Annotated in this window: 18 protein-coding genes and 1 CRISPR repeat array; of the genes, 5 read left to right on the top strand and 13 right to left on the bottom strand. The window is 57.6% G+C overall.

Translation table 11 applies throughout. The features are described 5' to 3' along the window. Positions 1-110: 110 nt before the first annotated feature. The 3 genes from THINI_RS01170 (at position 111) to hypF (ending at position 3,893) form a co-directional block, all read left to right on the top strand. On the top strand, positions 111-728 hold the full coding sequence (locus THINI_RS01170; protein ID WP_002706857.1) for a YkgJ family cysteine cluster protein: 618 nt from the start codon (positions 111-113) through the stop codon (positions 726-728). 143 nt (positions 729-871) lie between these two features. Continuing rightward, on the top strand, positions 872-1,330 hold the full coding sequence (locus THINI_RS01165) for a hypothetical protein (protein ID WP_002706856.1): 459 nt from the start codon (positions 872-874) through the stop codon (positions 1,328-1,330). Positions 1,331-1,505: 175 nt separating this feature from the next. Next, the gene (gene hypF / locus THINI_RS01160; protein ID WP_002706855.1) at positions 1,506-3,893 is read left to right on the top strand and encodes a carbamoyltransferase HypF; all 2,388 of its coding nucleotides are present in this window, start codon (positions 1,506-1,508) and stop codon (positions 3,891-3,893) included. On the opposite strand, the gene THINI_RS01155 is transcribed toward hypF, so the two are convergent. From THINI_RS01155 to THINI_RS01095, 13 genes are all read right to left on the bottom strand, one after another. Further along, positions 3,890-4,342: a hypothetical protein gene (locus THINI_RS01155; protein ID WP_002706854.1), complete on the bottom strand. Its 453-nt coding sequence runs from the start codon at positions 4,340-4,342 to the stop codon at positions 3,890-3,892. The genes hypF and THINI_RS01155 overlap by 4 nt on opposite strands. Before the next feature lie 35 nt (positions 4,343-4,377). Further along, positions 4,378-6,987: an aminopeptidase N gene (pepN, locus tag THINI_RS01150; protein ID WP_002706853.1), complete on the bottom strand. Its 2,610-nt coding sequence runs from the start codon at positions 6,985-6,987 to the stop codon at positions 4,378-4,380. After that, positions 6,968-7,852, bottom strand: coding sequence for an NUDIX hydrolase (locus THINI_RS01145; RefSeq protein ID WP_002706852.1), 885 nt, complete (start codon positions 7,850-7,852; stop codon positions 6,968-6,970). The genes pepN and THINI_RS01145 overlap by 20 nt, the downstream gene beginning before the upstream one ends. Beyond that, on the bottom strand, positions 7,842-8,285 hold the full coding sequence (locus THINI_RS01140) for a hypothetical protein (RefSeq protein WP_002706851.1): 444 nt from the start codon (positions 8,283-8,285) through the stop codon (positions 7,842-7,844). Before THINI_RS01140 ends, THINI_RS01145 begins: the two co-directional genes overlap by 11 nt. Before the next feature lie 56 nt (positions 8,286-8,341). After that, complete coding sequence (locus tag THINI_RS01135) at positions 8,342-8,584, bottom strand: CDGSH iron-sulfur domain-containing protein (RefSeq protein WP_002706850.1); 243 nt, start codon at positions 8,582-8,584, stop codon at positions 8,342-8,344. Beyond that, positions 8,581-9,453: a malonyl-ACP O-methyltransferase BioC gene (gene bioC / locus THINI_RS01130; protein ID WP_002706849.1), complete on the bottom strand. Its 873-nt coding sequence runs from the start codon at positions 9,451-9,453 to the stop codon at positions 8,581-8,583. Before bioC ends, THINI_RS01135 begins: the two co-directional genes overlap by 4 nt. 307 nt (positions 9,454-9,760) lie before the next feature. Beyond that, complete coding sequence (locus THINI_RS01125; protein WP_002706848.1) at positions 9,761-10,078, bottom strand: CcdB family protein; 318 nt, start codon at positions 10,076-10,078, stop codon at positions 9,761-9,763. After that, on the bottom strand, positions 10,078-10,323 hold the full coding sequence (locus tag THINI_RS01120; protein WP_002706847.1) for a type II toxin-antitoxin system CcdA family antitoxin: 246 nt from the start codon (positions 10,321-10,323) through the stop codon (positions 10,078-10,080). The genes THINI_RS01125 and THINI_RS01120 overlap by 1 nt, the downstream gene beginning before the upstream one ends. Positions 10,324-10,391: 68 nt before the next feature. Continuing rightward, positions 10,392-14,288, bottom strand: a complete 3,897-nt coding sequence (gene purL / locus THINI_RS01115) for a phosphoribosylformylglycinamidine synthase (protein ID WP_002706846.1) — start codon at positions 14,286-14,288, stop codon at positions 10,392-10,394. A 113-nt stretch (positions 14,289-14,401) separates the two neighbouring features. Continuing rightward, the gene (locus THINI_RS01110; protein ID WP_002706845.1) at positions 14,402-15,106 is read right to left on the bottom strand and encodes a Crp/Fnr family transcriptional regulator; all 705 of its coding nucleotides are present in this window, start codon (positions 15,104-15,106) and stop codon (positions 14,402-14,404) included. A gap of 71 nt (positions 15,107-15,177) precedes the next feature. Then, positions 15,178-16,932, bottom strand: coding sequence for a thiol reductant ABC exporter subunit CydC (gene cydC, locus THINI_RS01105; protein ID WP_002706844.1), 1,755 nt, complete (start codon positions 16,930-16,932; stop codon positions 15,178-15,180). Beyond that, positions 16,929-18,680, bottom strand: coding sequence for a thiol reductant ABC exporter subunit CydD (cydD, locus tag THINI_RS01100; protein ID WP_002706843.1), 1,752 nt, complete (start codon positions 18,678-18,680; stop codon positions 16,929-16,931). Before cydD ends, cydC begins: the two co-directional genes overlap by 4 nt. Continuing rightward, positions 18,681-19,580, bottom strand: coding sequence for a D-hexose-6-phosphate mutarotase (locus tag THINI_RS01095; RefSeq protein ID WP_002706842.1), 900 nt, complete (start codon positions 19,578-19,580; stop codon positions 18,681-18,683). 88 nt (positions 19,581-19,668) lie between these two features. Further along, a CRISPR array of direct repeats spans positions 19,669-20,721; the repeat unit is 28 nt; unit sequence CTCATAACCCCTCATGGGGATTCGGAAC. Positions 20,722-20,831: 110 nt separating this feature from the next. On the opposite strand from THINI_RS01095, the gene tnpA reads away from it, so the two are divergent. Together tnpA and tnpB are read left to right on the top strand one after the other, a co-directional pair. Continuing rightward, positions 20,832-21,179, top strand: a complete 348-nt coding sequence (tnpA, locus tag THINI_RS25545; RefSeq protein ID WP_002706643.1) for an IS66 family insertion sequence element accessory protein TnpA — start codon at positions 20,832-20,834, stop codon at positions 21,177-21,179. After that, positions 21,179-21,547, top strand: coding sequence for an IS66 family insertion sequence element accessory protein TnpB (gene tnpB / locus THINI_RS25540; RefSeq protein ID WP_002706841.1), 369 nt, complete (start codon positions 21,179-21,181; stop codon positions 21,545-21,547). The genes tnpA and tnpB overlap by 1 nt, the downstream gene beginning before the upstream one ends. The last annotated feature ends 22 nt before the right edge of the window (positions 21,548-21,569 follow it).

Here is a 21,569-nt window from a genome sequence, read left to right as displayed (position 1 = left end):
TGGAGTATACGACAGGCAATCCTGAACGGGGTTAATCACCCGACGAAACCCAGCCCTTCGCCGTGCACGGGACGTGTATTTCAGGCAACAACAGCAACAGGGAATGATTGATGGCCAAGGCATACCCCAAACCCCAACGCTTGCGGTTTCCCGGCGCAGAAGCTGAACACCAATGGCTAAGCCACGCGCTGGAGGCTTATTACCGCGCCGATGTCGGCGTCGCTAAAGGCATCAAGCAGGAAGAGCATAAAGGCCGCAAACTCGCTTGCGCCAAGGGCTGCTCCAGTTGCTGTCGGAGCCACACCACCATCCCCATTTTCCCGTTGGAACTGCTCGGTTTGTACTGGTATGTCACCAAAATGATGTCGCCGGACAAACGCGCCCGCCTCAAGCCGCAATTGGAAAACCATGCCAGCAGCGGCGTTTGCCCGTTCCTGCTGGATGGCGCGTGTTCCGTCCACCCTATGCGCCCGCTGGCCTGCCGTCATTTCAATGTGTTCGATCAGGTCTGTGCGGAAGGGGAAGACGCTTTCCACACCCGCCGTGAAGATGTGCTCACGCCCATCAAGTCACATCAGGACGCTGCTTTTGAGGCCATGCTGCCCTTCCACGGTTTCACGACTGCGGAACAGAAACGCGAAGCGATGAAACACAACTACATCCAGAACCAGGCGCGGGTCTTGCAGGAAATCGACTGGGCGCATCTGGCGGCACGGATTGAGGGCTGAATTACCCCGCCATTTTTCCCACGGCACTTCCATTATCTTTGCACAATCACGGCATAATTGTTGCGAGATTGGGGCATAGAGTTACACCTGTCGAAAGGCAAAAAGCTTTCAAAATTTAAACTGACCTAAACAGGAGTAACTCCATGAAAATGACATCCATCTTTTCCGGCGCACTGGTTGCCAGCGTACTGTTCGCCTCTTCTGCCGCCATGGCAGCACCACAACCCAATCACAACCGCGTTGATGTCAACATGCCAAAATTGGAAATGCGCATTGACGCAGGCGTCAAGAGCGGCAAGCTGACCCAAGGCGAAGAGCGTGTACTGCGTACTGAACTGCGTCAACTGGGCGCATCCGTAAAAGCTGCGCTGAAAGACCACAAAGTTACCAAGCGTGAACGCACCAGCCTGGAAGGCAAGGAAGCCGCGTTGAGCAAGCACATCACCAAACTGGCCAACAACAAGGAAGTGGTCAAAAAGCATGATGGCAAGCGTGATGATAAACGTGACGGACATCGCCCAGCACCAGCTAAACCTGACCAAGGTAGAAAAGTCCAGTTTGAGCAAAACAATGGCCATCAGACGCCAAACGCCAAGCGTTGATACCTATTATTCCAAAAGGGGCTAAGGGCTAAAATTTAAAGGGGCTAGGGATCAATCCACGAAGGTGGATTGATCCCTTTTCATTTGTGCCCAACCAAGCGGTAAATAACAGCAGACCGGCATCCCAACTTGCGGTAGCCTTGGAGATTGTTTCCTAACCACAAGAGGTGACCCGGTGGAGTCCTGCCGTATCCGTATTACTGGCCTGGTGCAAGGCGTCGGCTTTCGCCCCAATGTCTGGCGGCTGGCGCGCACCCATGGTATTGCCGGGACAGTGCGCAACGACAGTGCCGGTGTGCTGGTTGAGGCTTGGGGTGATGCTTCCAGACTGGTGACTTTCCAGCAGGTGTTACGGGCTGACATTCCTCCACTGGCACGGATAGACGGCGTACAAGTCGAGGCGCTGGATGCGCCTTGCCCTCACGGTGATTTCCGCATCATTGCCAGTGAATCCGGCGATATTCACACCGGTATCTTGCCGGATGCGGCGATATGCCCTGCTTGCCGTGCAGATATTTTTGAACCGCATAACCGGCGTTACCGCTACCCATTCACCAACTGCACCCACTGTGGCCCACGTCTGAGCATTGTGCGCGGCATTCCCTATGATCGTGCCAATACCAGCATGGCCGGTTTCACCCTCTGCCCAGATTGCCAGCAGGAATATATCGACCCCTCCGACCGGCGCTTTCACGCTCAGCCTAATGCCTGCGCGGTTTGTGGGCCGCAACTGTGGCTGGAAGACATGACGGGGCAACGGGTTGAACCGGATGAAAGCGAACGGGATTGCATCGACAGCGCCAGCCGTTTGCTGCGGGCAGGACATATCCTTGCCATCATGGGTTTGGGCGGCGTGCATCTGACTTGTGACGCTAGTAATGAACGTGCTGTTGCGGAGCTGCGGCGTCGTAAGCGCCGTTACCAGAAACCGTTGGCGTTGATGGCACGGGATTTGGCGGTGATTCAGCGTTATTGCCATGTGAGTGAGGATGAAGCCGCATTACTGCAAAGTAAACATGCGCCGATTGTGTTGTTGGAAGAAACCCCTCCTAACCTCCCCTTATCAGGGGAGGGACAAGAGGAGCAGAGTGCGGCTTTGCTCCCTCCCCTGATAAGGGGAGGGCTGGGGAGGGGTTTCTTACTCGGTTTCATGCTCCCCTACACCCCACTGCATGCCCTGTTACTGGAAACCTGGGAAACGCCACTGGTGATGACCAGCGCCAACCTGACCGAGGAACCACAATGCATCAGCGTGGAAGAAACCCGCCAGCGGATGCAAGGCATTGCTGATTACCTGCTGTTGCACAACCGCCTCATCGTCAACCGGGTGGATGATGCTGTTACGCGGGTACTGACTGGCAAGCCACGCATCCTGCGCCGCGCCCGGGGCTATGCACCGGAACCGCTCACCCTGCCCACTGGTTTCGGGAACACCTCCCCACTACTAGCCATGGGCGGCGAACTCAAAAATACTTTCGCCTTGGTACGCGACGGCCAGGCTATCCTTTCCCAACACCTCGGCGACCTTGAAGACGCCCGTACCTGGAAAGAATACGAACACACCCTGCACCTCTACCAGCAACTCTTTGAGCATCAGCCAGCAGCCATTATCGTCGACCAACACCCCGGCTACCGCTCCACGCAGTTAGGCCAGCAATGGGCAAGGGAACACGCTTTACCGCTGATCGAAGCCCAGCACCATCATGCCCATGTCGCCGCCTGCATGGCCGAAAACAACTGGCCGCTGGAGGGCGGAAAAGTCCTCGGCATCGTTCTGGACGGTCTGGGCTACGGCGACGATGGCACGATCTGGGGCGGTGAATTCCTGCTGGCAGACTACACCGACTACCAGCGCTTGGGTCATTTCAAACCCACCCCCATGCCCGGCGGCACACAAGCCATCCTGCAACCCTGGCGCAACACCTGGGCGCACCTGCAAAACCTCGGTTGGAAGTCTGTCGAAGAGCAATTTTCCAGCCTGGAAATGATCCAGCACTTGCAACAGCAAGCACTGGCAACACTTGCAGTAATGCAGGAACGCGGCATCAACTCCCCCCTAACCAGTTCCTGCGGGCGCTTGTTCGACGCCGTGGCCGCCGCCCTCGGCTTCAGCCGCAACGCCATCAGCTACGAAGGGCAAGCTGCCATCGAACTGGAAGCCGCCACCCCGCCCTGCCTGCTGAATATCGTTCCACCCTACCCCTTCCTGCTGGAACAAACACTTTCCGGCACATGGGAAATCGACCCTGCACCCATGTGGTACGAACTGTTGAAAGACCTGCAAACCGGCTACAACCGCGCCGCCATTTCGGCGCAATTCCACCAGGGTTTGATCCATGTCATCAGCGAGCTTGCCGGGAAGTTGTGTGAGGAAATGCCTGAAATCCGGGCGATTGCCTTGTCAGGCGGCGTATTCCAGAACGCCCTGCTGTTCAAGGGTTTGCTGAAAACACTGGAAGGGATGGGATTGAACGTGCTGACCCACAGCAGCGTACCCACCAACGACGGCGGCCTGTCACTGGGACAGGCCGCGATAGGAGCCGCAAGGCTGCTTGCAGTTTAGTCTTTGTCCTGCTTCGGCACAGCGGCTTCGCCAATGGCCGGGGTCGCCTGAATCTTCACTTTCTCGGCTTCACCGTCGCAGTAGCTCCAAGTGCCTTCCCAGCGTGACGGGAAGTTGGCATCAACGAACTTGACCTGGAAACGCCCCCAGTATTTGGTCATTTTGCCAAAAATGCCGGGGCGCTCGGTCTTGCATTCCACTTTGGCCTTGTTCTTGGCCCAGTAACCGTCATACGTGCCACGGTTCTGGTACACCTTGGCCAGACCCAGCACATACACCACGCCCGGGTCGTCTTCAGGGCCGTAGGCAAATACGGCGGTCGGGCCGATTTCATCTGCATACACGATACGGCCTACATTACTGTTCCAGATTTCATCGGCGCTGGCGGCATTAACCCCAAGCATCAAGACAGTCGCCAGCCCCAGCGATTTCAACAGCTTGTTTTTCATCAATCCTGCTCTCCCTTTGTGAATTAGCCCGCCGATTATACCAGACTCTTGCTGACAATTTCGTATACATCTGCCGATAAACCGCTGTGCGCCTGGATACGTTCCAGTTGCACCTTCATCAAGGCGCTGCGGGTGGGTTCGTAATGCCGCCAGTTCATCAACGGGCGCACCATGCGTGAGGCGATTTGTGGGTTCATCGCATCCAGTTCCAGCACATTGTCGGTCAGAAAACTGTAGCCGCTGCCGTCCTGCGCGTGGAAATGCAGCGGGTTACGCATGGCGAAACTGCCGATCAGGGCGCGTACCTTGTTGGGGTTGCTGAGGGTGAACAGTTTGTGCTGCATCAGCCCTTGCACCTGCCCCAGCGTACCCGGCAGCGACGAGGTGGCTTGCAGCGCAAACCATTTGTCCATCACCAGCGGGTCGTGTTGCCAGCGGTCGTGGAAATGCTGCAAGGCTTCCTCACGTTCCGGGCAGTCGGTACGGCTGAGTACGGAGAGTGCCGCCATTGCATCGGTCATATTGCCAGCCTGCCTGTATTGCTGCTGGCAAAGCGCGTGGATACCGTGATCCTGGATGCGCCCCAGGTAAGCCAGACAGACGTTTTTCAAGCTGCGGCGGCCAATGCTGGCAGCATCCGGGGAATATTCGCCGGTTTCATGCAATTCGGCGTACAGGCGCTCCAGATCGAGGCGCAGCGCCTTGGCCAGGGTAGCATGGATGAATTCGCGCACGACATGGATGGCTTCCGGGTCGGAAGGCCGCGCCACTTCGGCAATATCCGCTTCGGACGGCAATTGCAGTGCTTCGGCACGCAAGGCATGATCCAGCGAGTCATCATTCAGCACAGACTGGAAAGCGCTGATAAAGTTATCTTCCAAACCGAATGCTTCCTGTTGCTGGCTGGATTGCAACAGCTTGAGGATGGTTCCCATCGCCAGCCGCTGCCCCGCATCCCAGCGATTGAAGGCATCGCTGTCGTGTTTCATGAGGAACGCAAGGTCGGCGTCACTATACGGATATTCCAGTTTCACTGGCGCAGAGAAGCCCCGTAGCAGGGATGGCACTGGCTGTTCCGGCACATTATCGAAGCGGAAAGACTGTTCGGCATCGGTCAGGCGTAGGACTTGCGTACCGATGATGTCCTGCCCCTGACTATCCAGCAAGCCCACTTCCAGCGGAATCAGGAACGGCTGCTTGCTGTCGGCTTCTGGCGTTGGCGGGCAGGTCTGGGTGAAATGCAAGGTGCAAGCCTGCGCGGCGGCGTCATACTCCATCCACGCCGTGACCTGCGGCGTACCGGCCTGGTCGTACCAACGCTGAAACTGGCTGAGGTCGGTTCCGTTCGCATCCGCCATCGCCGCGAGGAAATTTTCGGTGGAAACCGCTTGCCCATCGTGGCGCTGGAAGTACAAATCCATGCCCTTACGGAAGCCGTCGCGCCCCAGCAGGGTCTGGTACATGCGCACCACTTCCGCGCCCTTTTCATACACGGTCACGGTGTAAAAGTTGTTGATCTCCATGTAGGACGACGGGCGAATCGGGTGTGCCATCGGGCTGGCATCCTCAGTAAACTGAAAGGTACGCAATGCCCGCACGTCCTCAATGCGTTTGACTGGGCGCGAATGCAAGTCGGAGGTAAATTCCTGGTCGCGGAACACCGTCAAGCCTTCTTTCAGCGACAACTGGAACCAGTCGCGGCAGGTAACGCGGTTGCCAGTCCAGTTGTGGAAATATTCGTGGCCGATGACCGCTTCGATGCTAACGTAATCCATGTCGGTCGCCGTTGCCGGGCTGGCGAACACCAGTTTGGAATTGAAAACGTTCAGCCCCTTGTTTTCCATCGCCCCCATGTTGAAGTCGTCGACGGCGACGATCATGTAGATGTCGAGGTCGTATTCCAGCCCGAAACGCTCTTCATCCCAGTGCATCGCCCGTTTCAGCGACTGCATGGCGTGGTCGCACTTGTCGATATTGTGCGCTTCGGTGTAGATGCGCAGGGTCACGTCGCGCCCGGAGGCGGTGGTGTAACGGCCTTCCACATGCTGCAAGTTGCCCGCCACCAACGCAAACAGGTAGGCAGGCTTGCGGAACGGGTCTTCCCAACGCGCCCAGTGACGCCCGTCGGGCAGGTCGCCGCTACCGGTGAGGTTACCATTCGATAGCAGTACCGGATATTTCTGCTTGTCAGCCAGAATCTGGGTAGTGAACACCGCCATCACATCCGGACGGTCGGGGTAATAGGTGATCTTGCGGAAACCCTGCGCTTCGCACTGGGTGCAGAAGTTGCCGCTGGACTGGTACAGCCCTTCCAGCGAGGTATTTTTCTGCGGATAAATGCGGGTAACAACCTCCAGCGTGCACATGGCGGATACATTGGGAATGCTCATGCCTGCGTCGGTCAGGGTGTAATCGCCTTCCTTGAGCGGCAGGCCGTTGAGGCGCAGCTCAAGCAGTTCCAGTTCCTCCCCGTACAGTTCCAGCAGTGCATCAGCAGGCACATCCCGGTTGCGCCGGTAATTGGCGACGCTGGTCACTTTGGTGGAATCTTCGCCCAGTTCGAATACCAGTGAGAGGGCATCGACACTGTAAGCAGGCGCAGTATAATCGCGCAGCAAAACGGTTTTAGGTTGTCCTTGTCGCATTTTTTATCTCTTTTGTATTACCAGCATTGTATAGGCTATTGAGGATAGCAGCATATTCGGGATGTTGCGGTGTAATCACACCCATACGCAATAGAAGATCAATATTGACCAGATTGCAATTATCCTTGAATTCTTCGGTCGTTTCGGTCAGACGGGCGATTTCAGCCAATGGCATCAGTTCAAAGCCGATCACTTCGCCATCGGTATTTTCCGGCACAAAGTCTTCCGGCAGCCACAAGTCGTACACATGGATAGTGGAATTGTCCAGCCCGCGCCAGCCTTCCTGCCGGTAGGGTATGGTTCCTACGGCCTGTGATTGCCTCGCCAGTTCTGGCGGGATATTTGCCTCTTCCTGCGCTTCCTTGATAACGTTTTCCAGCAAGCCCAGGCCGACCGGCTGGCCACCCGCAACCATCTGGTCGAGCTGGCCGGGCCAGAAAGGCTTGTCCAGCGAGCGCGTGCCAACCCAGACATGGATGCCGTCGCTTTTTTTCACCAGGCCGTTGAGGTGGATACCGAAGGTTTTCACCCCCATGAACTGGGTGGCGGCGCGTTCGATTTCCAGTTCAGCATGGCCGCCAAATTCCAGCGTGATGGGGTAAGCTTCTGCCACCCAGGTGTCGATCACGCCAGCTTCATGCAGGTTACGGAAGACTGGAGCTACGGCTTCCGTGCGGGAAAAATAGTCAGCCAGCTCTGGGTTCAGCACCACCTGCGTGGTAGTTACCGTAAAAACTTCCGGCCACCCGGCTAGCTGCTCGGCGAAAGCAGGGTGCACCTGGCCATAAGTTTTGCCGTCGACCAGCAGGGCGCGGTAGTGGGTAGGGTCAAAATTGTTGCAGGTTTGGATTCGGTCAAGGTACATGGTGTGTCAGGGGTTGTTGTTGGGCAAACTCATTGACGCTGGCAAATAGCGTCCAACCCAGCCAGAGTACTGCCACCGCTGCTGCCACCGCAAGTACTTGCCCTACCCGTTGTGCCAAGCAAGCCATACGCTCACATTTTTTCATGTTGGCGTAGATTTCCCGGTTGATATACCCCTGCGCCTTGTTGAACTCGGTAAAGTCGATGGTGAAGGTATCACCTTCGTTATGCAGCAGCAGCTCTTCAACCAATGGCGATTCTCGGGTGTAGATTGAACGGGCAACCTCAATCACCCCATCCTTGTCCAAAGTGGTGATCCCATTGATTTTACGCTGGCGGTCATCGGCGGCATCCAGCAACTCCCAAATAATGGAACCCTTCCCTGGGGAAATGACGGTGTGCGTGACTGTCTGGATCGTATAGGTTTTTTTCATTGTTATAAACCAGATAGCGTGGAAACGCTGTCAGTCTAGCACAGGCATTTCGGGCTTTAATCCAGATTACGATGAGTTGCATCACAGAACGGCGCATTGCGGGTGTGCTTGCAGGCGCACAAGCCGTATTTTTTCTTTTCCGGCACAGTGAATTCCAGCGGTTCGATACTGGTTCCCGCGTGTGAACCGTCGCAAAACGGCTGGTTGGCGGAACGCCCGCAGGCGCACCACCAATAGCGGGTTCCGGGTTCCAGCTCCATTACACACGGCTTTTTCTGCGCGATGACAGGTTCGGTCATGGTTGGCTCCTCATAATGGGGATGAATTTTTCCGGCAATTTCGAGGGCAACAGCTTGGATGCCCATGCATGACCATACACCACCTCATAAGTCGCCGGATAATGCCCATCCTCCAGACGGAAGTATTCGTAAGCCTGCAAGAATGCCTGTAGGCGCGCTTTGCCGGTCAAACCGTGGTTGCGCCCGTAGGTGGCATTATTCGCGCCGATACCTTTGAGGTCACGTAGCAAGCCACGCACATCGGCGTAAGTCAGGGTGATGATTTCCATATCCACCACCGGATCACGGAAACCGGCCTGCAACAGGGCGTCGCCCACGTCGTGCATGTCGGTGAAACGGCTGGCGTGGGTATAGCCATCCACCCTCCCCCAACTGGCGCGCAGCTCCTTGAGGGTGTCAGGGCCGAAGGTGGAAAACATCAGCAGCCCTTCCGGTTTCAATGCTTGTGCGAATTCGCTGAACACGGCGGGCAGGTCATTGCACCATTGCAGCATCAGGTTGGACACCAGCATGTCGGCGCATTGCGGCTGGAAAGGCAAACGGGCGGCGTCGGCGCATACTGCGCGTGGCTTACGGAACCAGCCACCGCGCTGGCAGGTTTTCTGCGCCATGTTCAGCGCCAGATCGATGCCGATGATGCGGGCTTTCTTGTAGCGCTTGAGCAGGTGTTCGCTGACCGCGCCCGTGCCGCAACCAAGGTCGAGCACGGTTGCGGGCTGCATCTTGATCAGGTCGAGCCGTTCCAGCAGGCGGCTACCGACTTCGCGTTGCAGAACAGCGTTGGCGTCGTAGGTGTTGGCGGCGCGTTCAAAACCCAGGCGGGTTTTGCGTTTGTCCAGCAGGTAGGGGTTGGAAGGGTCAGATGGCATCCAACAATGCCCCGCGATGATCCATGGAAGTCTCCGGGTGGGTAACAAGCGGGGGAAGTATACAACTTTATGGACGGGGAGCGATGCCCCGTCAAAATTTGCAAAACCCTGCGGCATGAGTCATACAAGGGATGGCTGGTTTGGCCCTACCTACGGCGGTAGTGACCATGAGAAATGCACAAGTAAAGCAAGCTCTGCCGAAAGTTCTTATTTGAGCGTATGTTACTCACAATATCATTAATTTATGAGGAAATCGGGAGAAACCAAACCTCGATTTATCTTAATAACAAAATGAGTGAAAACCAGGCTAAATCCCCGTCACCGCAAAGTCGATAGCCACAAGAATATCTTCCCGCAAATGACTGAGTGAACCAACCGGATTCTTCAATAGCCGGGCGGGCATCGATGCAATCTGCGACGTGAGCAAAACCAGTTTTTCACCCTCATATTCAACAACCGGCGAGAGTATTTTCATGCTCTCGTTGTTGAAAGCCGACAGCCTTCCCAGTGGAATAACAATGCGAGTGGCAAGCTCATCCAGCACCGAATGCTGCACATCAACGATGTAGGGATAAGCCTTGCGGCTGGCGGGATTAGGGTTGGTGTAAACGTCGAACTGGTGCATCAGAAAGTCCGGTACTCGTCACCCAAACAGCCATTTTCTTCCACAAAGCGGTTATAAGCAGCAATTGCCATCTTGTTTTCGACCGTCCACTGCTCGGCCTGCTGCTGGGCAAGCATTTGCTGCAATGTGGTTTCCAGCGCAGCCGACAGATTAATATTCAGCGACCGTGCTTTCTGCAACAAATCACTGTTAATGCTCAGGTTCGCCGCTTTTTTAGGGGCACGAATGTCGTAAATGGCCTGCACGATAGTCTCTCCCACCAATGTTCATACGCATAAGTATGCGCACATGAGCTAATGTAGTCAACGGATGATTAACCCACCCACACCCGAGCATTACGGAACATCCTGAGCCAGGCGCCATCTTCACCCAGCACACCTTCCGGCTGCCAGGAATGTTGCACTGCCCGGAACAAACGTTCCGGATGCGGCATCATGATGGTGAAACGCCCGTCAGAGGTCGTCAGGCCAGTAATCCCCAACGGCGAACCGTTCGGGTTTTCCGGGTAATGTTCGGTCGCGTTGCCATAACTGTCGATGTAGCACAGCCCCACCAGACCTTCCGCCAGCACGCTTTCCGGCGTAACGCCGACGTCAAACACAGCACGCCCTTCGCCATGCGCCACTGCAATCGGCAGCCGTGAGCCTTCCATGCCTTGCAGGAACAGCGATGGTGATTTCAGCACTTCCACCGCCGTATAACGCGCCTCGAACTGCTCGGAACGGTTGCGGTAGAAACGTGGCCAGTGCGCTGCGCCGGGGATCATGCCACGCAACTGCGAGAACATCTGGCAGCCGTTGCACACCCCCAGCCCGAAGGAATCTTCCCGCGCAAAGAAAGCAGCAAATTCATCGCTTGCTTGCGGGTTCATCAAGATGGTTTTCGCCCAACCACCGCCCGCGCCCAGTACGTCACCGTAAGAGAAACCACCACATGCGACCAACCCCTTGAAATCCTTGAGGCTGACACGCCCGCTGATAATGTCGGTCATGTGCACATCGATGGTTTTGAAACCGGCACGGTCAAATGCTGCCGCCATTTCCAGTTGCCCGTTCACCCCTTGTTCGCGCAGGATCGCCATCGCCGGGCGCACGCCAGTCCTGATGTAAGGCGCGGCGACATCCCCATCCGGGTCATAGCCGAGGCTGAACGGCAAACCGGGGTCGCGCGCATCATCCAGCCGCCCGAACTCCTGAGCCGCGCAATCGGCATTGTCGCGTAATGCCTGCATCTGGTAGCTGGTTTCCGCCCAGATTTTCTGCAAGCGGGCGCGAGGGGCGCGGTAGACTTCTTCGTGGGCAAATTTCAGCACCAGTTCGTCACTGTCATTGAGTTCACCGATGACATGGGTGCAATGCGCCAGACCGGCCTCACGGAAAGCTTCCAGCACCGCGTCAGTATCGCAGTGGCGCACTTGCAGCACCGCACCCAGTTCCTCGCTGAACAGGGCAGGCAGCAGTTCGTCACCGAGCAGGCCAATGCAAGCGGTCACACCCACGTGCCCGGCAAAGCTCATTTCCGCGAGCGTTGCCAGCAGGCCTCCATCAGAACGGTCGTGATAGGCCAGGATCAGGTTTTCAGTACGCAAATCCTGAATGGTGCCGAAAAATGCCGTGAGCGCGTCGGGGTTATCCAGATCAGGCGCGTAGTGCCCTACCTGTCCGTAAACTTGCGCTAGCGCCGACGCAGCCAACCGGTTTTTGCCTTTGCCGAGGTCGACCAGGATCAGGTCGGTGTCGCCCTTGCCCGTACACAATTGAGGGGTCAGGGTCTTGCGTACATCCTGCGCGGGCGAGAAGGCGGAAACGATCAGCGACAGGGGCGCAGCCATTTCGCGGTCTTCGCCATCCTGCTGCCAGACGGTTTTCATCGACAGGGAATCCTTGCCAACCGGAATGGCGAGGCCGAGGCGCGGGCACAAATCTTCGCCTACTGCCTTAACGGTATCAAACAGGGCTGCGTCTTCGCCGGGGTAGCCCGCAGCCGCCATCCAGTTGGCGGAAAGGCGGATGTTGCGGATGTCGGCAATATCCGCCGCCGCGATATTGGTCAGCGCTTCACCAATAGCCATACGCCCGGAAGCCGCCGGGTTCACCAGCGCAATCGGGGTGCGCTCGCCCATCGCCATCGCTTCGCCGTAATTCGTGGTGTAATCGGTGGCTGTGACTGCCACATCCGCTACCGGAACCTGCCACGGGCCGACCATCTGGTCACGTGCCACCATACCCGTTACGGTGCGGTCACCAATGGTGATCAGGAAGGATTTGGACGCCACGGTAGGTAGGCGCAACACGCGCTCAATGGCATCGCCCAGATCAATCCCTGACAGATCGACTTCCGGCTTGTGGAAAGTCTGGTGATGCACGTCGCGCAGCATTTTCGGCGGTTTGCCGAGCAGCACGTTCATCGGCAGGTCGACCGGGTAGTTGTCGAACAGGGAATCACCGACCAGCAGTTGCTGCTCCTTGGTTGCTGTACCGACCACGGCGTAGATGGCGCGTTCGCGTTCGCACAGGGCGCGGAAGGTTTCCAGACGCTCTTCGGCAATCGCCAGCACGTAGCGTTCCTGCGATTCGTTGCTCCAGATTTCCATCGGCGACATGCCCGGCTCGTCATTGGGCACAGTGCGCAGCTCGATGCGCCCGCCGCGCCCGGCATCATTAATGATTTCCGGAATGGCGTTGGAAATACCGCCCGCACCTACGTCATGAATAGAGAGGATAGGGTTGTCAGCGCCCAGCGCCACACAGCGGTCGATGACTTCCTGACAGCGGCGCTGCATTTCCGGGTTGCCGCGCTGTACGGAGGCAAAGTCGAGGTTTTCTGCGCTGGTGCCGCTGGCCATGGAGGAAGCCGCACCACCGCCCAAACCGATCAGCATCACCGGGCCACCCAGCACGATGATGGGCGTACCTTCCGGCAACGGGTTCTTTTCAATATTGTTTTCGCGGATATTGCCCAAACCGCCCGCCAGCATGATCGGCTTGTGGTAGCCACGCAGTTCCATGCCCTTTGCGCCGGGGGCCTGCATTTCGAAGGTACGGAAATAACCGGCGATATTGGGGCGGCCAAATTCGTTGTTGAAGGCTGCCGCACCGATCGGCCCTTCCAGCATGATGTCGAGCGCGGAAACGATGCGCCCCGGCTTGCCAAAATCATGTTCCCATGGCTGTTGGTAGCCTGGAATGCGCAGGTTAGAAACCGAGAAGCCGCACAAACCCGCCTTGGGTTTGGAGCCGTTACCGGTCGCCCCCTCGTCACGGATTTCACCGCCGGAGCCGGTCGCCGCGCCGGGGAACGGGGAAATCGCAGTCGGGTGGTTGTGGGTTTCCACCTTCATCAGGATGTGCACCGGCTCGTTGGTGTAGTGGTATTCGCCGCTTTTTACGTCGGTGAGGAAACGGGTTGCCAGCGGGCCTTCGATGACCGAGGCATTATCCTTGTAAGCAGAAAGGATACCTTCCGGTGCGTGCCGGTAGGTATTGCGGATCATGCCGAACAGCGACTTGGGCTGCTCCTGCCCGTCGATGATCCAGTCGGCATTAAAGATCTTGTGGCGGCAGTGTTCCGAGTTGGCCTGCGCGAACATCATCAGCTCCACGTCGGTGGGGTTGCGCCCCAGCTCGGCGTAGTTTTCGGCCAGATACTCGATCTCATCCGGCGACAGCGCCAGACCCCATTCTACGTTGGCTTGTTGCAAAGCGGTGACGGCATCGCCAGAAATGTCGACGTGGCGTAATAGTGCAGGCTCGGCCTGGCTGAACAGGATTACCGCATCCTGCATGTCTGGCAGCACCATTTCGGTCATGCGGTCATGCAGCAGCTGGGCGATATGGGCGCGTTCAGCATCCGATAGCGAGGTGCTGGTTTGCACGTCGTAGGCAATCCCGCGTTCGATCCGCTCCACCATGCCGAGGCCGCAATTGTGGGCGATGTCGGTGGCCTTGCTCGACCACGGCGAGATGGTGCCGGTGCGCGGGGTGACCAGGAACAGGGTTCCGCTGAAATCGTGGCTACCTTGCCGCTCTTCATAGGTCAGCAGGGCTTGCAGGCGATCCTTTTCCCCTGCATTCAGCTCCCGCGCGGTACGCACGAAATGGGCATACTCGGCTTGCAGGCCAGTGACCGCTGGCACGGCGGCTTGTAAGGTATTCAGCAGCTTGGTGCGGCGGAAATCGGAAAGGGCAACGCTACCGGGGAGGATCAGCATAGGTTTCAACCAAGGGGGCAGTTCATCAAGCTAGGTATGATAGCCGAAACTACCAGACTGTTGTAGGCGCAGCCTGCAAGCTTCCCAACTCTGTGGGGAGGGGAAAACCGCACTTACTCGCGGCTGTCGGCAACCTGTTGCAGCAGCTTCAGATCCAAGATACGCAGGGCCTGGCGCTTTTCCTCCACCAAACTGGCGCGCTTCCACTGGGCAAACAGGCGGCTGACGGTTTCAATGGTCAAACCCAGCAACTGGGCGATTTCGAGACGGGAAAGGACGAGCGGCGTCCACTTGCCGGATGGCGTACCCCCGCACCAAGACAACAAGAAACTGGCCAGCCGTTCGGCTGAGCGTTTTGCGCCAAGTTCCAGCAGGCGTTCATCGGCATGTTGCAGTTCCTTGATGCAACGCACCATGATCAGGCGTTCAACTTCGGGGCGTTGATCGCCCAAGGTGCGCAGGCGTTCGACCGGGATGCGGCAGACCGTGGCGTGCTTGAGGGGGACAGCACTGTGGTTGTAAAGCACGTCAACCAAACCGTCGAAGCCGAACAGCTCGCCGGGTTTGACGATGCGGATGATCTGATCCTTGCCGCTCAGGGTGGTTTTGAACAGCTTGACATAACCGTCACGCACCACGTAAAAGTTTTGGGCTTCTGCGCCAGCACTATAAATGGTCTCAGCCGCCGAATAATTAACCGCGTCACTCTCGACCTTCTTGAGCGCTTCGCGGAATTTATCCCCCAATCCGGCAAAAATGGGCAGTTCGTTGACTGGACAGTGTGTAGCTTGATCCACGCTTGCCTGCTGTTCCATCATTCAAATCCTCCAATATCAGCGCTTCATATTAGAGCTTGCTGATAAAGTCGCATTGTGAATTCGCAAACATTTTAGCGTTTTATTTGCGCGCCCAATAACTTGCTGTTTTCTGCCAGATAATGGAAATGGCCTTGTGCCGCCAGCAATTCTGCCTGGGTTCCGGACTCGATAATACGGCCTTTGTCCATGACATGAATGCCATCCATCTGCTCCAGACCGTGCAGGCGGTGGGTAATCAGCAGCAGGCTGTGCCGGTTGCGTTGCACATGCTGGATGATATTGCGCATGACCAACCGGGCAGTTTCCGGATCCAGCCCCTCGGTTGGCTCGTCGAGGATCAGCACAGGCGCATTTTTCAGCAGGGCGCGCGCAATGGCAACCCGTTTGGCCTGCCCGCCCGACAACCGTACCCCGGTTTCGCCAGCCCAGGTGTCGTAGCCCTCCGGCTGGTTGGCAATGAAATCGTGGAGCAAGGCCAGCTGACAGGCTGTTTCGATTTCACCCTGACTTGCATCCGGTTTTGCCAATAGCAGGTTGTCGCGGAGGGTGGCGTTAAACAAATGGGTTTGCTGGGAAACAACCGCAATGTGCTGGCGGAGAGCTTCGCCACTGTAGCGCTGGATCGGCTGGCCAGCCAGCAGCAGTTCACCACTGGCAGGCTCGCGGAAACGCAGCAACAGGCTGGCCAACGTGCTTTTACCGGAGCCAGTAGCGCCGACAATGGCCAGTTTGCTGGCGGGCGGGAAATCGAGCGTGATGTTTTGCAGGGTATCGGCAGCTTCGCCGTAGCGGAAACCCACATCCTGAAACGTAAAATGGAACGCTTCCGGCATGGGCAACGGCTGTGCTGGTTCCTGCACGGCTGGTTGCATATCCACTAGCTCGAAAATACGCCGCAGTGCTGCCAGTGTTTCCCCCAACGTCTGGAATGCCAGTGGCAGCGGCATTACCGCCTCGAAACTCGCCAGCGCGAACAGCGCCAGCATTGCCAGCTCTGGCGGGGCCAGACTGCCGGAGGAAACCAGTGGAATCGCCACCAGCATCATGCCCCACATCGCCAGATTGGCGCACAGGCCGAGCGCGCCCTGCGAGATACCTTGCAAGCCGCTCATTTTCTGCTGCTGTTGCGCCAATTGCTGGGAAAGGCGCTGGATTTCACTGGCATGGCGTGCATCCGCACCATACACCAGCAGTTCACCCATGCCCTGCAAGTCATTCACCAGCGCCGCACGCATCTGCGCCTTGGTCATCACCATTTGCTGGCCGGTGCGATGCCCCAGCCGGTTCATCAGCCACGGGATGAAAATACCGGCAATCAGTAACAAGCCACCCTCGACCAGCGCTAGCAGTGGGTGGTAGAACAAGAGCACCACTACGAATACCAGCGTTGCCAGCAATGCCACCAGCAGCGGCACCAACAGACGCAAGTAGACCGTATCCAGCTTGTCGATGTCGGCGCGGATACGGCTGAGCAAGTCGCCGCTACGGAAGGCTTCCAGCCGTGCTGGGGCCAGCGGTTCCAGCTTTTGGTAGAACCATACCCGCAGTTCGGCCAACAGGCGGAAAGTGGCTTCGTGCGTGACCAGCCGTTCCCCGTAGCGCCCGGCGGTACGCACAATCGCCGCCAGCCGGATCAGTGCAGACGGGGTGAAATAGTTCATCGTCACCCCGGCCACGCCCGCCATCGCCATGGCGGTAATGAACCAGCCGGAAACCGCCATCAGCCCCACATTCGCCAACAAGGTGATGAACGAGAGAAACGCGCCCAGCGCCATCCAGCCATGATAAGGCTTGAACAGACGCAGCAAACGCAGCAGGTCGTTCATGCTTCACCCCCGTAAGCTTGCACCATCTGGCGGTAGACAGGGGATGTTGCCAGCAATTCGGCATGGGTTCCGGCTTGCGCCACCTGCCCGCCATCAACCACGACAATACGGTCGGCATCACGCACGGTACGCAGACGGTGGGCAATCATGATCAGGGTGCGGCCTTGCGCCAGTTGTTGCACGGCACGGTGGACGAGGGTTTCGCTTTCCATATCCAGATTGGCGGTGGCTTCGTCGAGGATCACCAGCGGCGCATCCTTGAGGAAAGCACGTGCCAGTGCAATCCGCTGGATTTGGCCACCGGAAAGCCCCTGCCCCGCTTCGCCGACGACGGTATCGTAGCCTTTGGGCAAGGCAGCGATGAAGGCGTGGGCTTGCGCCTGTTCGGCGGCGGCTTGCACCGCTTCCAGACTGGCCTGCGGGTGGCCGAGGCGGATGTTGTCAGCCACCGTGCCGGGGAATAGTTGCGGCTTTTGTGGCAGCCAGGCGAATTGCTTGCGCCATTCCTCCAGTGTAATGCCTTGTAACGGCTGGCCGCCGACGAGGATTTGCCCGCTTTGCGGTTGCAGGAAACCCATCAGCAGGTTGGTCAGGGTGGTTTTGCCTGCGCCGCTGGGGCCGACGATGGCGAGGGTTTCGTTGGGGTGGATTTCCAGCGATACATTATTCAGGGCTTGCCTGCCGTCGGGGTAGGTGAAATTGACAGCGTTGAAAGAAACCCCTCCCAACCTCCCCTGATAAGGGGAGGGCTGGGGAGGGGTTTCTGCCAATATCCCCATTATCCGCTCCGCCGCCCCGATCGCCTCCATGCGCGCATGGTACTGCGTGCCCATATTGCGCAGCGGCAGGTAGAATTCAGGTGCGAGCAGCAGCACAAACAGACCGTAGAAGAAATCCATTTCCCCCCAGAACAAACGGAAGCCGATAAACACGGCGACCAGCGCAATGCTGACGGTGGCCAGGAATTCGAGCGCGAACGATGAAAGAAACGCGATCCGCAGCACCGACATAGTGGACTGGCGGTACTGGTCGGAAATTTGCGCCACCATCTGCGCTTCGCGGCGGCTGGCATTGAACAGCTTGAGGGTGGTCAGCCCCTGGATTACGTCGAGGAAATGGGCGCTCATGCGGGCGAGGGATTTCCACTGCTGCTGGTTACGCTTTTCCGTGCCCTTGCCGATCAAAATCATGAACACCGGGATCAGCGGCGCAGTCACCAACATGATCAGGCCAGACAGCCAGTCACTGCCAAACACGAACGCCAGTATCGCCAGTGGCACCAGCGCGATCAGCGACATGGCGGGGATGTAACGGGCGTAATAGGCTTCCAGCGCCTCCACCCCGTCGCTGAGGGAGTTGATGATGTCGCCGGAGCGTTCACCACTCAGCCAGGCGGGGCCGAGTTGCTGCACGTGCCGGTAAAGTTGCTCGCGGATGGCGAGTTTGACCTGGATGGCTGCGTGGAAGGCAGCCTGTTCCGACGCCCACGCCAACCCGGCGCGCAGCAGGAAAATGGCCAACATCCCCCACAGCCAAGGCATGACATCCGCCAGCACCGCTTTGTTGAAAACGACCGCATTGACGGTGGTCGCCAACAACCATGCCTGCGCAATCAGCAACAGGCCGGAAACGAGGCCAACGGCGACTGCGGCTTTCAGCCAGAAGCCGGAATGTGCTTTCCAGTTGGTGAGGGCGGTGGTGATCGCGGGGTCGGGCTTGCCGCGTTTGGGTTCGGTCTGTGTTGTCATTTATACCGCGTATTCTGCTACCAAACGGAATTCACTACCCGCCGGAACCTCCACCACGTCATCCACGGCGTTGGTGGTTTCCACGCAGACAAAACGGGTGTAGTCATCGTCCTGCAAGTCGGCCATTTCTGCTGCGATTTTTGCCCACGGGTTCCACACCACGGCTGTTTTATTGCCAGAGGAAGTGATGTGGATAGTGCGGTTTTGCGCCCCGTCCTGAATCGCCAGTGCCGCCGGGACGTTGAGGTAAACCCGATCAACTTCTGCCGCGATGGTCACTGCGCCAGCTTGTGGTCTGATTGCGTCGCCTGCGCCTGCTGCCTTGTCGATGTATTGCCTGCCTTCCAGACCGGTCACGGTGGTTTGGGCAATGTCACCGACCGAGAAGTAGGTGTGCAGGGCTTGCGTGAGGGTAAAGGCTGCGTCACCCGTGTTTTGCGTCACCAGTGCCAGTTGCAGGGTGTTGCCTACGGTGATTTCCACCGCCAGCTTGAAGGCGTGTGGCCAGATAGCCAGTGTTTCCGGGGAAGATTCCACGCCGAGGATTACGGTGGTGGAACCGTCAGCATTCCCACGGGTTGCCCACACGTCCCACATGCGGTTGCGCATGAAACCGTGCGCCGGGCGGCCCTTGCCTTCGGGGTCTGCGCCGAACCATGGCCAACAAATCGGCACGCCGCCCTTGATTGCCTTGCCACTTGCGTAATATGCCTTGTCGCTGACAAACAGCACATCCGCCGCGCCTTTGGGGGTGTATGACAGCAGCTGCCCGGCGTATATCGAAATCAGTGCATCGGCGTGGCTGTTGCTGACCTGGATGCAGGGCACACCGCCTTTGCCTTCGACAAAGGCCAGTTGGTCGGCGATGGCGAAATCTGTAGTGAGTTGTGCGATATTCATGCTGCGTCCTGTGGTTGGGTGGGTCGCGCCGATAGTAGCACACTCCCGTAACGGGAGTATTGCGGGTGAAGGTTTTGTCCCAACTGCGCTCATAACCCCTCATGGGGATTCGGAACAACCTTGTCGACAACCCCATCCAACCTTGTCGACAACTCATAACCCCTCATGGGGATTCGGAACCGGGTACGCTGCACAACAGAGTTGGCTTTGTTGCTTTCTCATAACCCCTCATGGGGATTCGGAACCCGTTGAAATACGCCTTATTCTGGAATTTGTTCAACTCATAACCCCTCATGGGGATTCGGAACCCCCGCGTCCGTCGTCGATGTCGTCGTTAGGCTCTTCTCATAACCCCTCATGGGGATTCGGAACCCGGGTTGAGCACCCCTGCCGGGTTGCTCAGGAAATTCTCATAACCCCTCATGGGGATTCGGAACAGAGGGTTGCGCAGTGATACGGCTGGTGGTTGGCTGCTCATAACCCCTCATGGGGATTCGGAACTGGGACATCACACGCAAAATTGAACGCCAGTTTATCCTCATAACCCCTCATGGGGATTCGGAACGCAGCACGTAACCGGACAAACCCAGTGCATCCAGCACTCATAACCCCTCATGGGGATTCGGAACGGTGCGGGGCTGCAATGCGGTGTTTCTTCATGGCCCCTCATAACCCCTCATGGGGATTCGGAACTATTTTGCAGCATAATCCAGCTTTTTCCAGCGCCAGCTCATAACCCCTCATGGGGATTCGGAACGCTGTTCGGGTTCCCCCAGGTGGGGACGGTAGTTGGCTCATAACCCCTCATGGGGATTCGGAACCGCGTCTTTCAATGGCGGGTAAACCTCGCCGGGAAACTCATAACCCCTCATGGGGATTCGGAACCACATAGCACTTATGCACCGGAATTTTCGGCACAATCTCATAACCCCTCATGGGGATTCGGAACAATTATCCAGTGCATTGGAAACTATCATAGGGTGAACTCATAACCCCTCATGGGGATTCGGAACCGAGGCTAAATAGTGTGGATGTTGAGCTGATTGATTCTCATAACCCCTCATGGGGATTCGGAACTGTGTCAGACCGAAGTGCCCGCACCCTTTATTGAGACTCATAACCCCTCATGGGGATTCGGAACCGGAGCAATCGGCAGATTAACCGTAAGCGCTTCTAAATCCCCCTCCTTTCAGCGCCCCACGTAATCCCGGACACTCAGCCCATCAGCAACAGATTGCATGGGAGAACACGATGAATCCAGGTCAAGATGGGCGTCTGGCGTACTGGCAAGCCCAGCTCCAACGCTTCCAGTCCTCCGGCCTTTCCGGAGTCCAGTATTGTGAACAGGAACAGTTGAGTTACCACGGCTTTGTCTACTGGCGGCGCAAATTATGCGGTACGGCGGGCAAGCCGCCCGGGGATGGCAAACGCCCGGTATTGCCAGAGCCTTCCGGTTTCGTGACTGTCCGCCCGGCGCAGCCGGGGACAGACGCCCGGACGGGCGATGGCCTGGAGCTGTCCCTGCCGAATGGCCTGGTGATCAGGAATATCCACCCCGGCAATGTGGCCTTGCTGCGCCGGTTGCTGGGGCAGTTGTAATGGCCCGTTATTTCCGCCCCGCCGGGGAGATGCCGGACATTTACCTTTACCGCCCGCCCATTGATTTCCGCAAGGCCGCCCAGGGGCTGGCGGCGATCGTGGCGCAGGAATTGGGCCACGACCCGTTTGCCGGGGCGCTGTACGCCTTCACCAACCGCCAGCGCACGAAAATCAAATGCCTGTATTGGGAAGACAATGGCTTTGTGCTGTATTACAAAGCCCTGGCGGAAGAGAAGTTCCATTGGCCGCAAACGGGGGATGGCGGGGTGATGGCGCTGACGGCCCAGCAGATCAACTGGCTGCTGGACGGTTATGACATCAGCCTGCTCAAAGGGCATAAAAAGTTGTGCTACGGGGCGCTGTTTTAGCGACTTATCCTGATGATTTTGT

The organism is Thiothrix nivea DSM 5205, assembly GCF_000260135.1.
GTDB classification, from domain to species: domain Bacteria; phylum Pseudomonadota; class Gammaproteobacteria; order Thiotrichales; family Thiotrichaceae; genus Thiothrix; species Thiothrix nivea.
The sequence above is the reverse complement of the archived record's forward strand: the minus strand, read 5'-3'. Positions and strand labels throughout refer to the sequence as shown.

Bases quoted from the DNA above. Each gene is read 5' to 3' on its own strand.
- THINI_RS01170 (WP_002706857.1), top strand. From the start codon at position 111: ATGGCCAAGGCATACCCCAAACCCCAACGCTTGCGGTTTCCCGGCGCA.
- THINI_RS01165 (WP_002706856.1), top strand. From the start codon at position 872: ATGAAAATGACATCCATCTTTTCCGGCGCACTGGTTGCCAGCGTACTG.
- THINI_RS01155 (WP_002706854.1), bottom strand. From the start codon at position 4,342: ATGAAAAACAAGCTGTTGAAATCGCTGGGGCTGGCGACTGTCTTGATG.
- pepN (WP_002706853.1), bottom strand. From the start codon at position 6,987: ATGCGACAAGGACAACCTAAAACCGTTTTGCTGCGCGATTATACTGCG.
- THINI_RS01145 (WP_002706852.1), bottom strand. From the start codon at position 7,852: ATGTACCTTGACCGAATCCAAACCTGCAACAATTTTGACCCTACCCAC.
- THINI_RS01140 (WP_002706851.1), bottom strand. From the start codon at position 8,285: ATGAAAAAAACCTATACGATCCAGACAGTCACGCACACCGTCATTTCC.
- THINI_RS01135 (WP_002706850.1), bottom strand. From the start codon at position 8,584: ATGACCGAACCTGTCATCGCGCAGAAAAAGCCGTGTGTAATGGAGCTG.
- bioC (WP_002706849.1), bottom strand. From the start codon at position 9,453: ATGCCATCTGACCCTTCCAACCCCTACCTGCTGGACAAACGCAAAACC.
- THINI_RS01125 (WP_002706848.1), bottom strand. From the start codon at position 10,078: ATGCACCAGTTCGACGTTTACACCAACCCTAATCCCGCCAGCCGCAAG.
- purL (WP_002706846.1), bottom strand. From the start codon at position 14,288: ATGCTGATCCTCCCCGGTAGCGTTGCCCTTTCCGATTTCCGCCGCACC.
- THINI_RS01110 (WP_002706845.1), bottom strand. From the start codon at position 15,106: ATGATGGAACAGCAGGCAAGCGTGGATCAAGCTACACACTGTCCAGTC.
- cydC (WP_002706844.1), bottom strand. From the start codon at position 16,932: ATGAACGACCTGCTGCGTTTGCTGCGTCTGTTCAAGCCTTATCATGGC.
- cydD (WP_002706843.1), bottom strand. From the start codon at position 18,680: ATGACAACACAGACCGAACCCAAACGCGGCAAGCCCGACCCCGCGATC.
- THINI_RS01095 (WP_002706842.1), bottom strand. From the start codon at position 19,580: ATGAATATCGCACAACTCACTACAGATTTCGCCATCGCCGACCAACTG.
- tnpA (WP_002706643.1), top strand. From the start codon at position 20,832: ATGAATCCAGGTCAAGATGGGCGTCTGGCGTACTGGCAAGCCCAGCTC.
- tnpB (WP_002706841.1), top strand. From the start codon at position 21,179: ATGGCCCGTTATTTCCGCCCCGCCGGGGAGATGCCGGACATTTACCTT.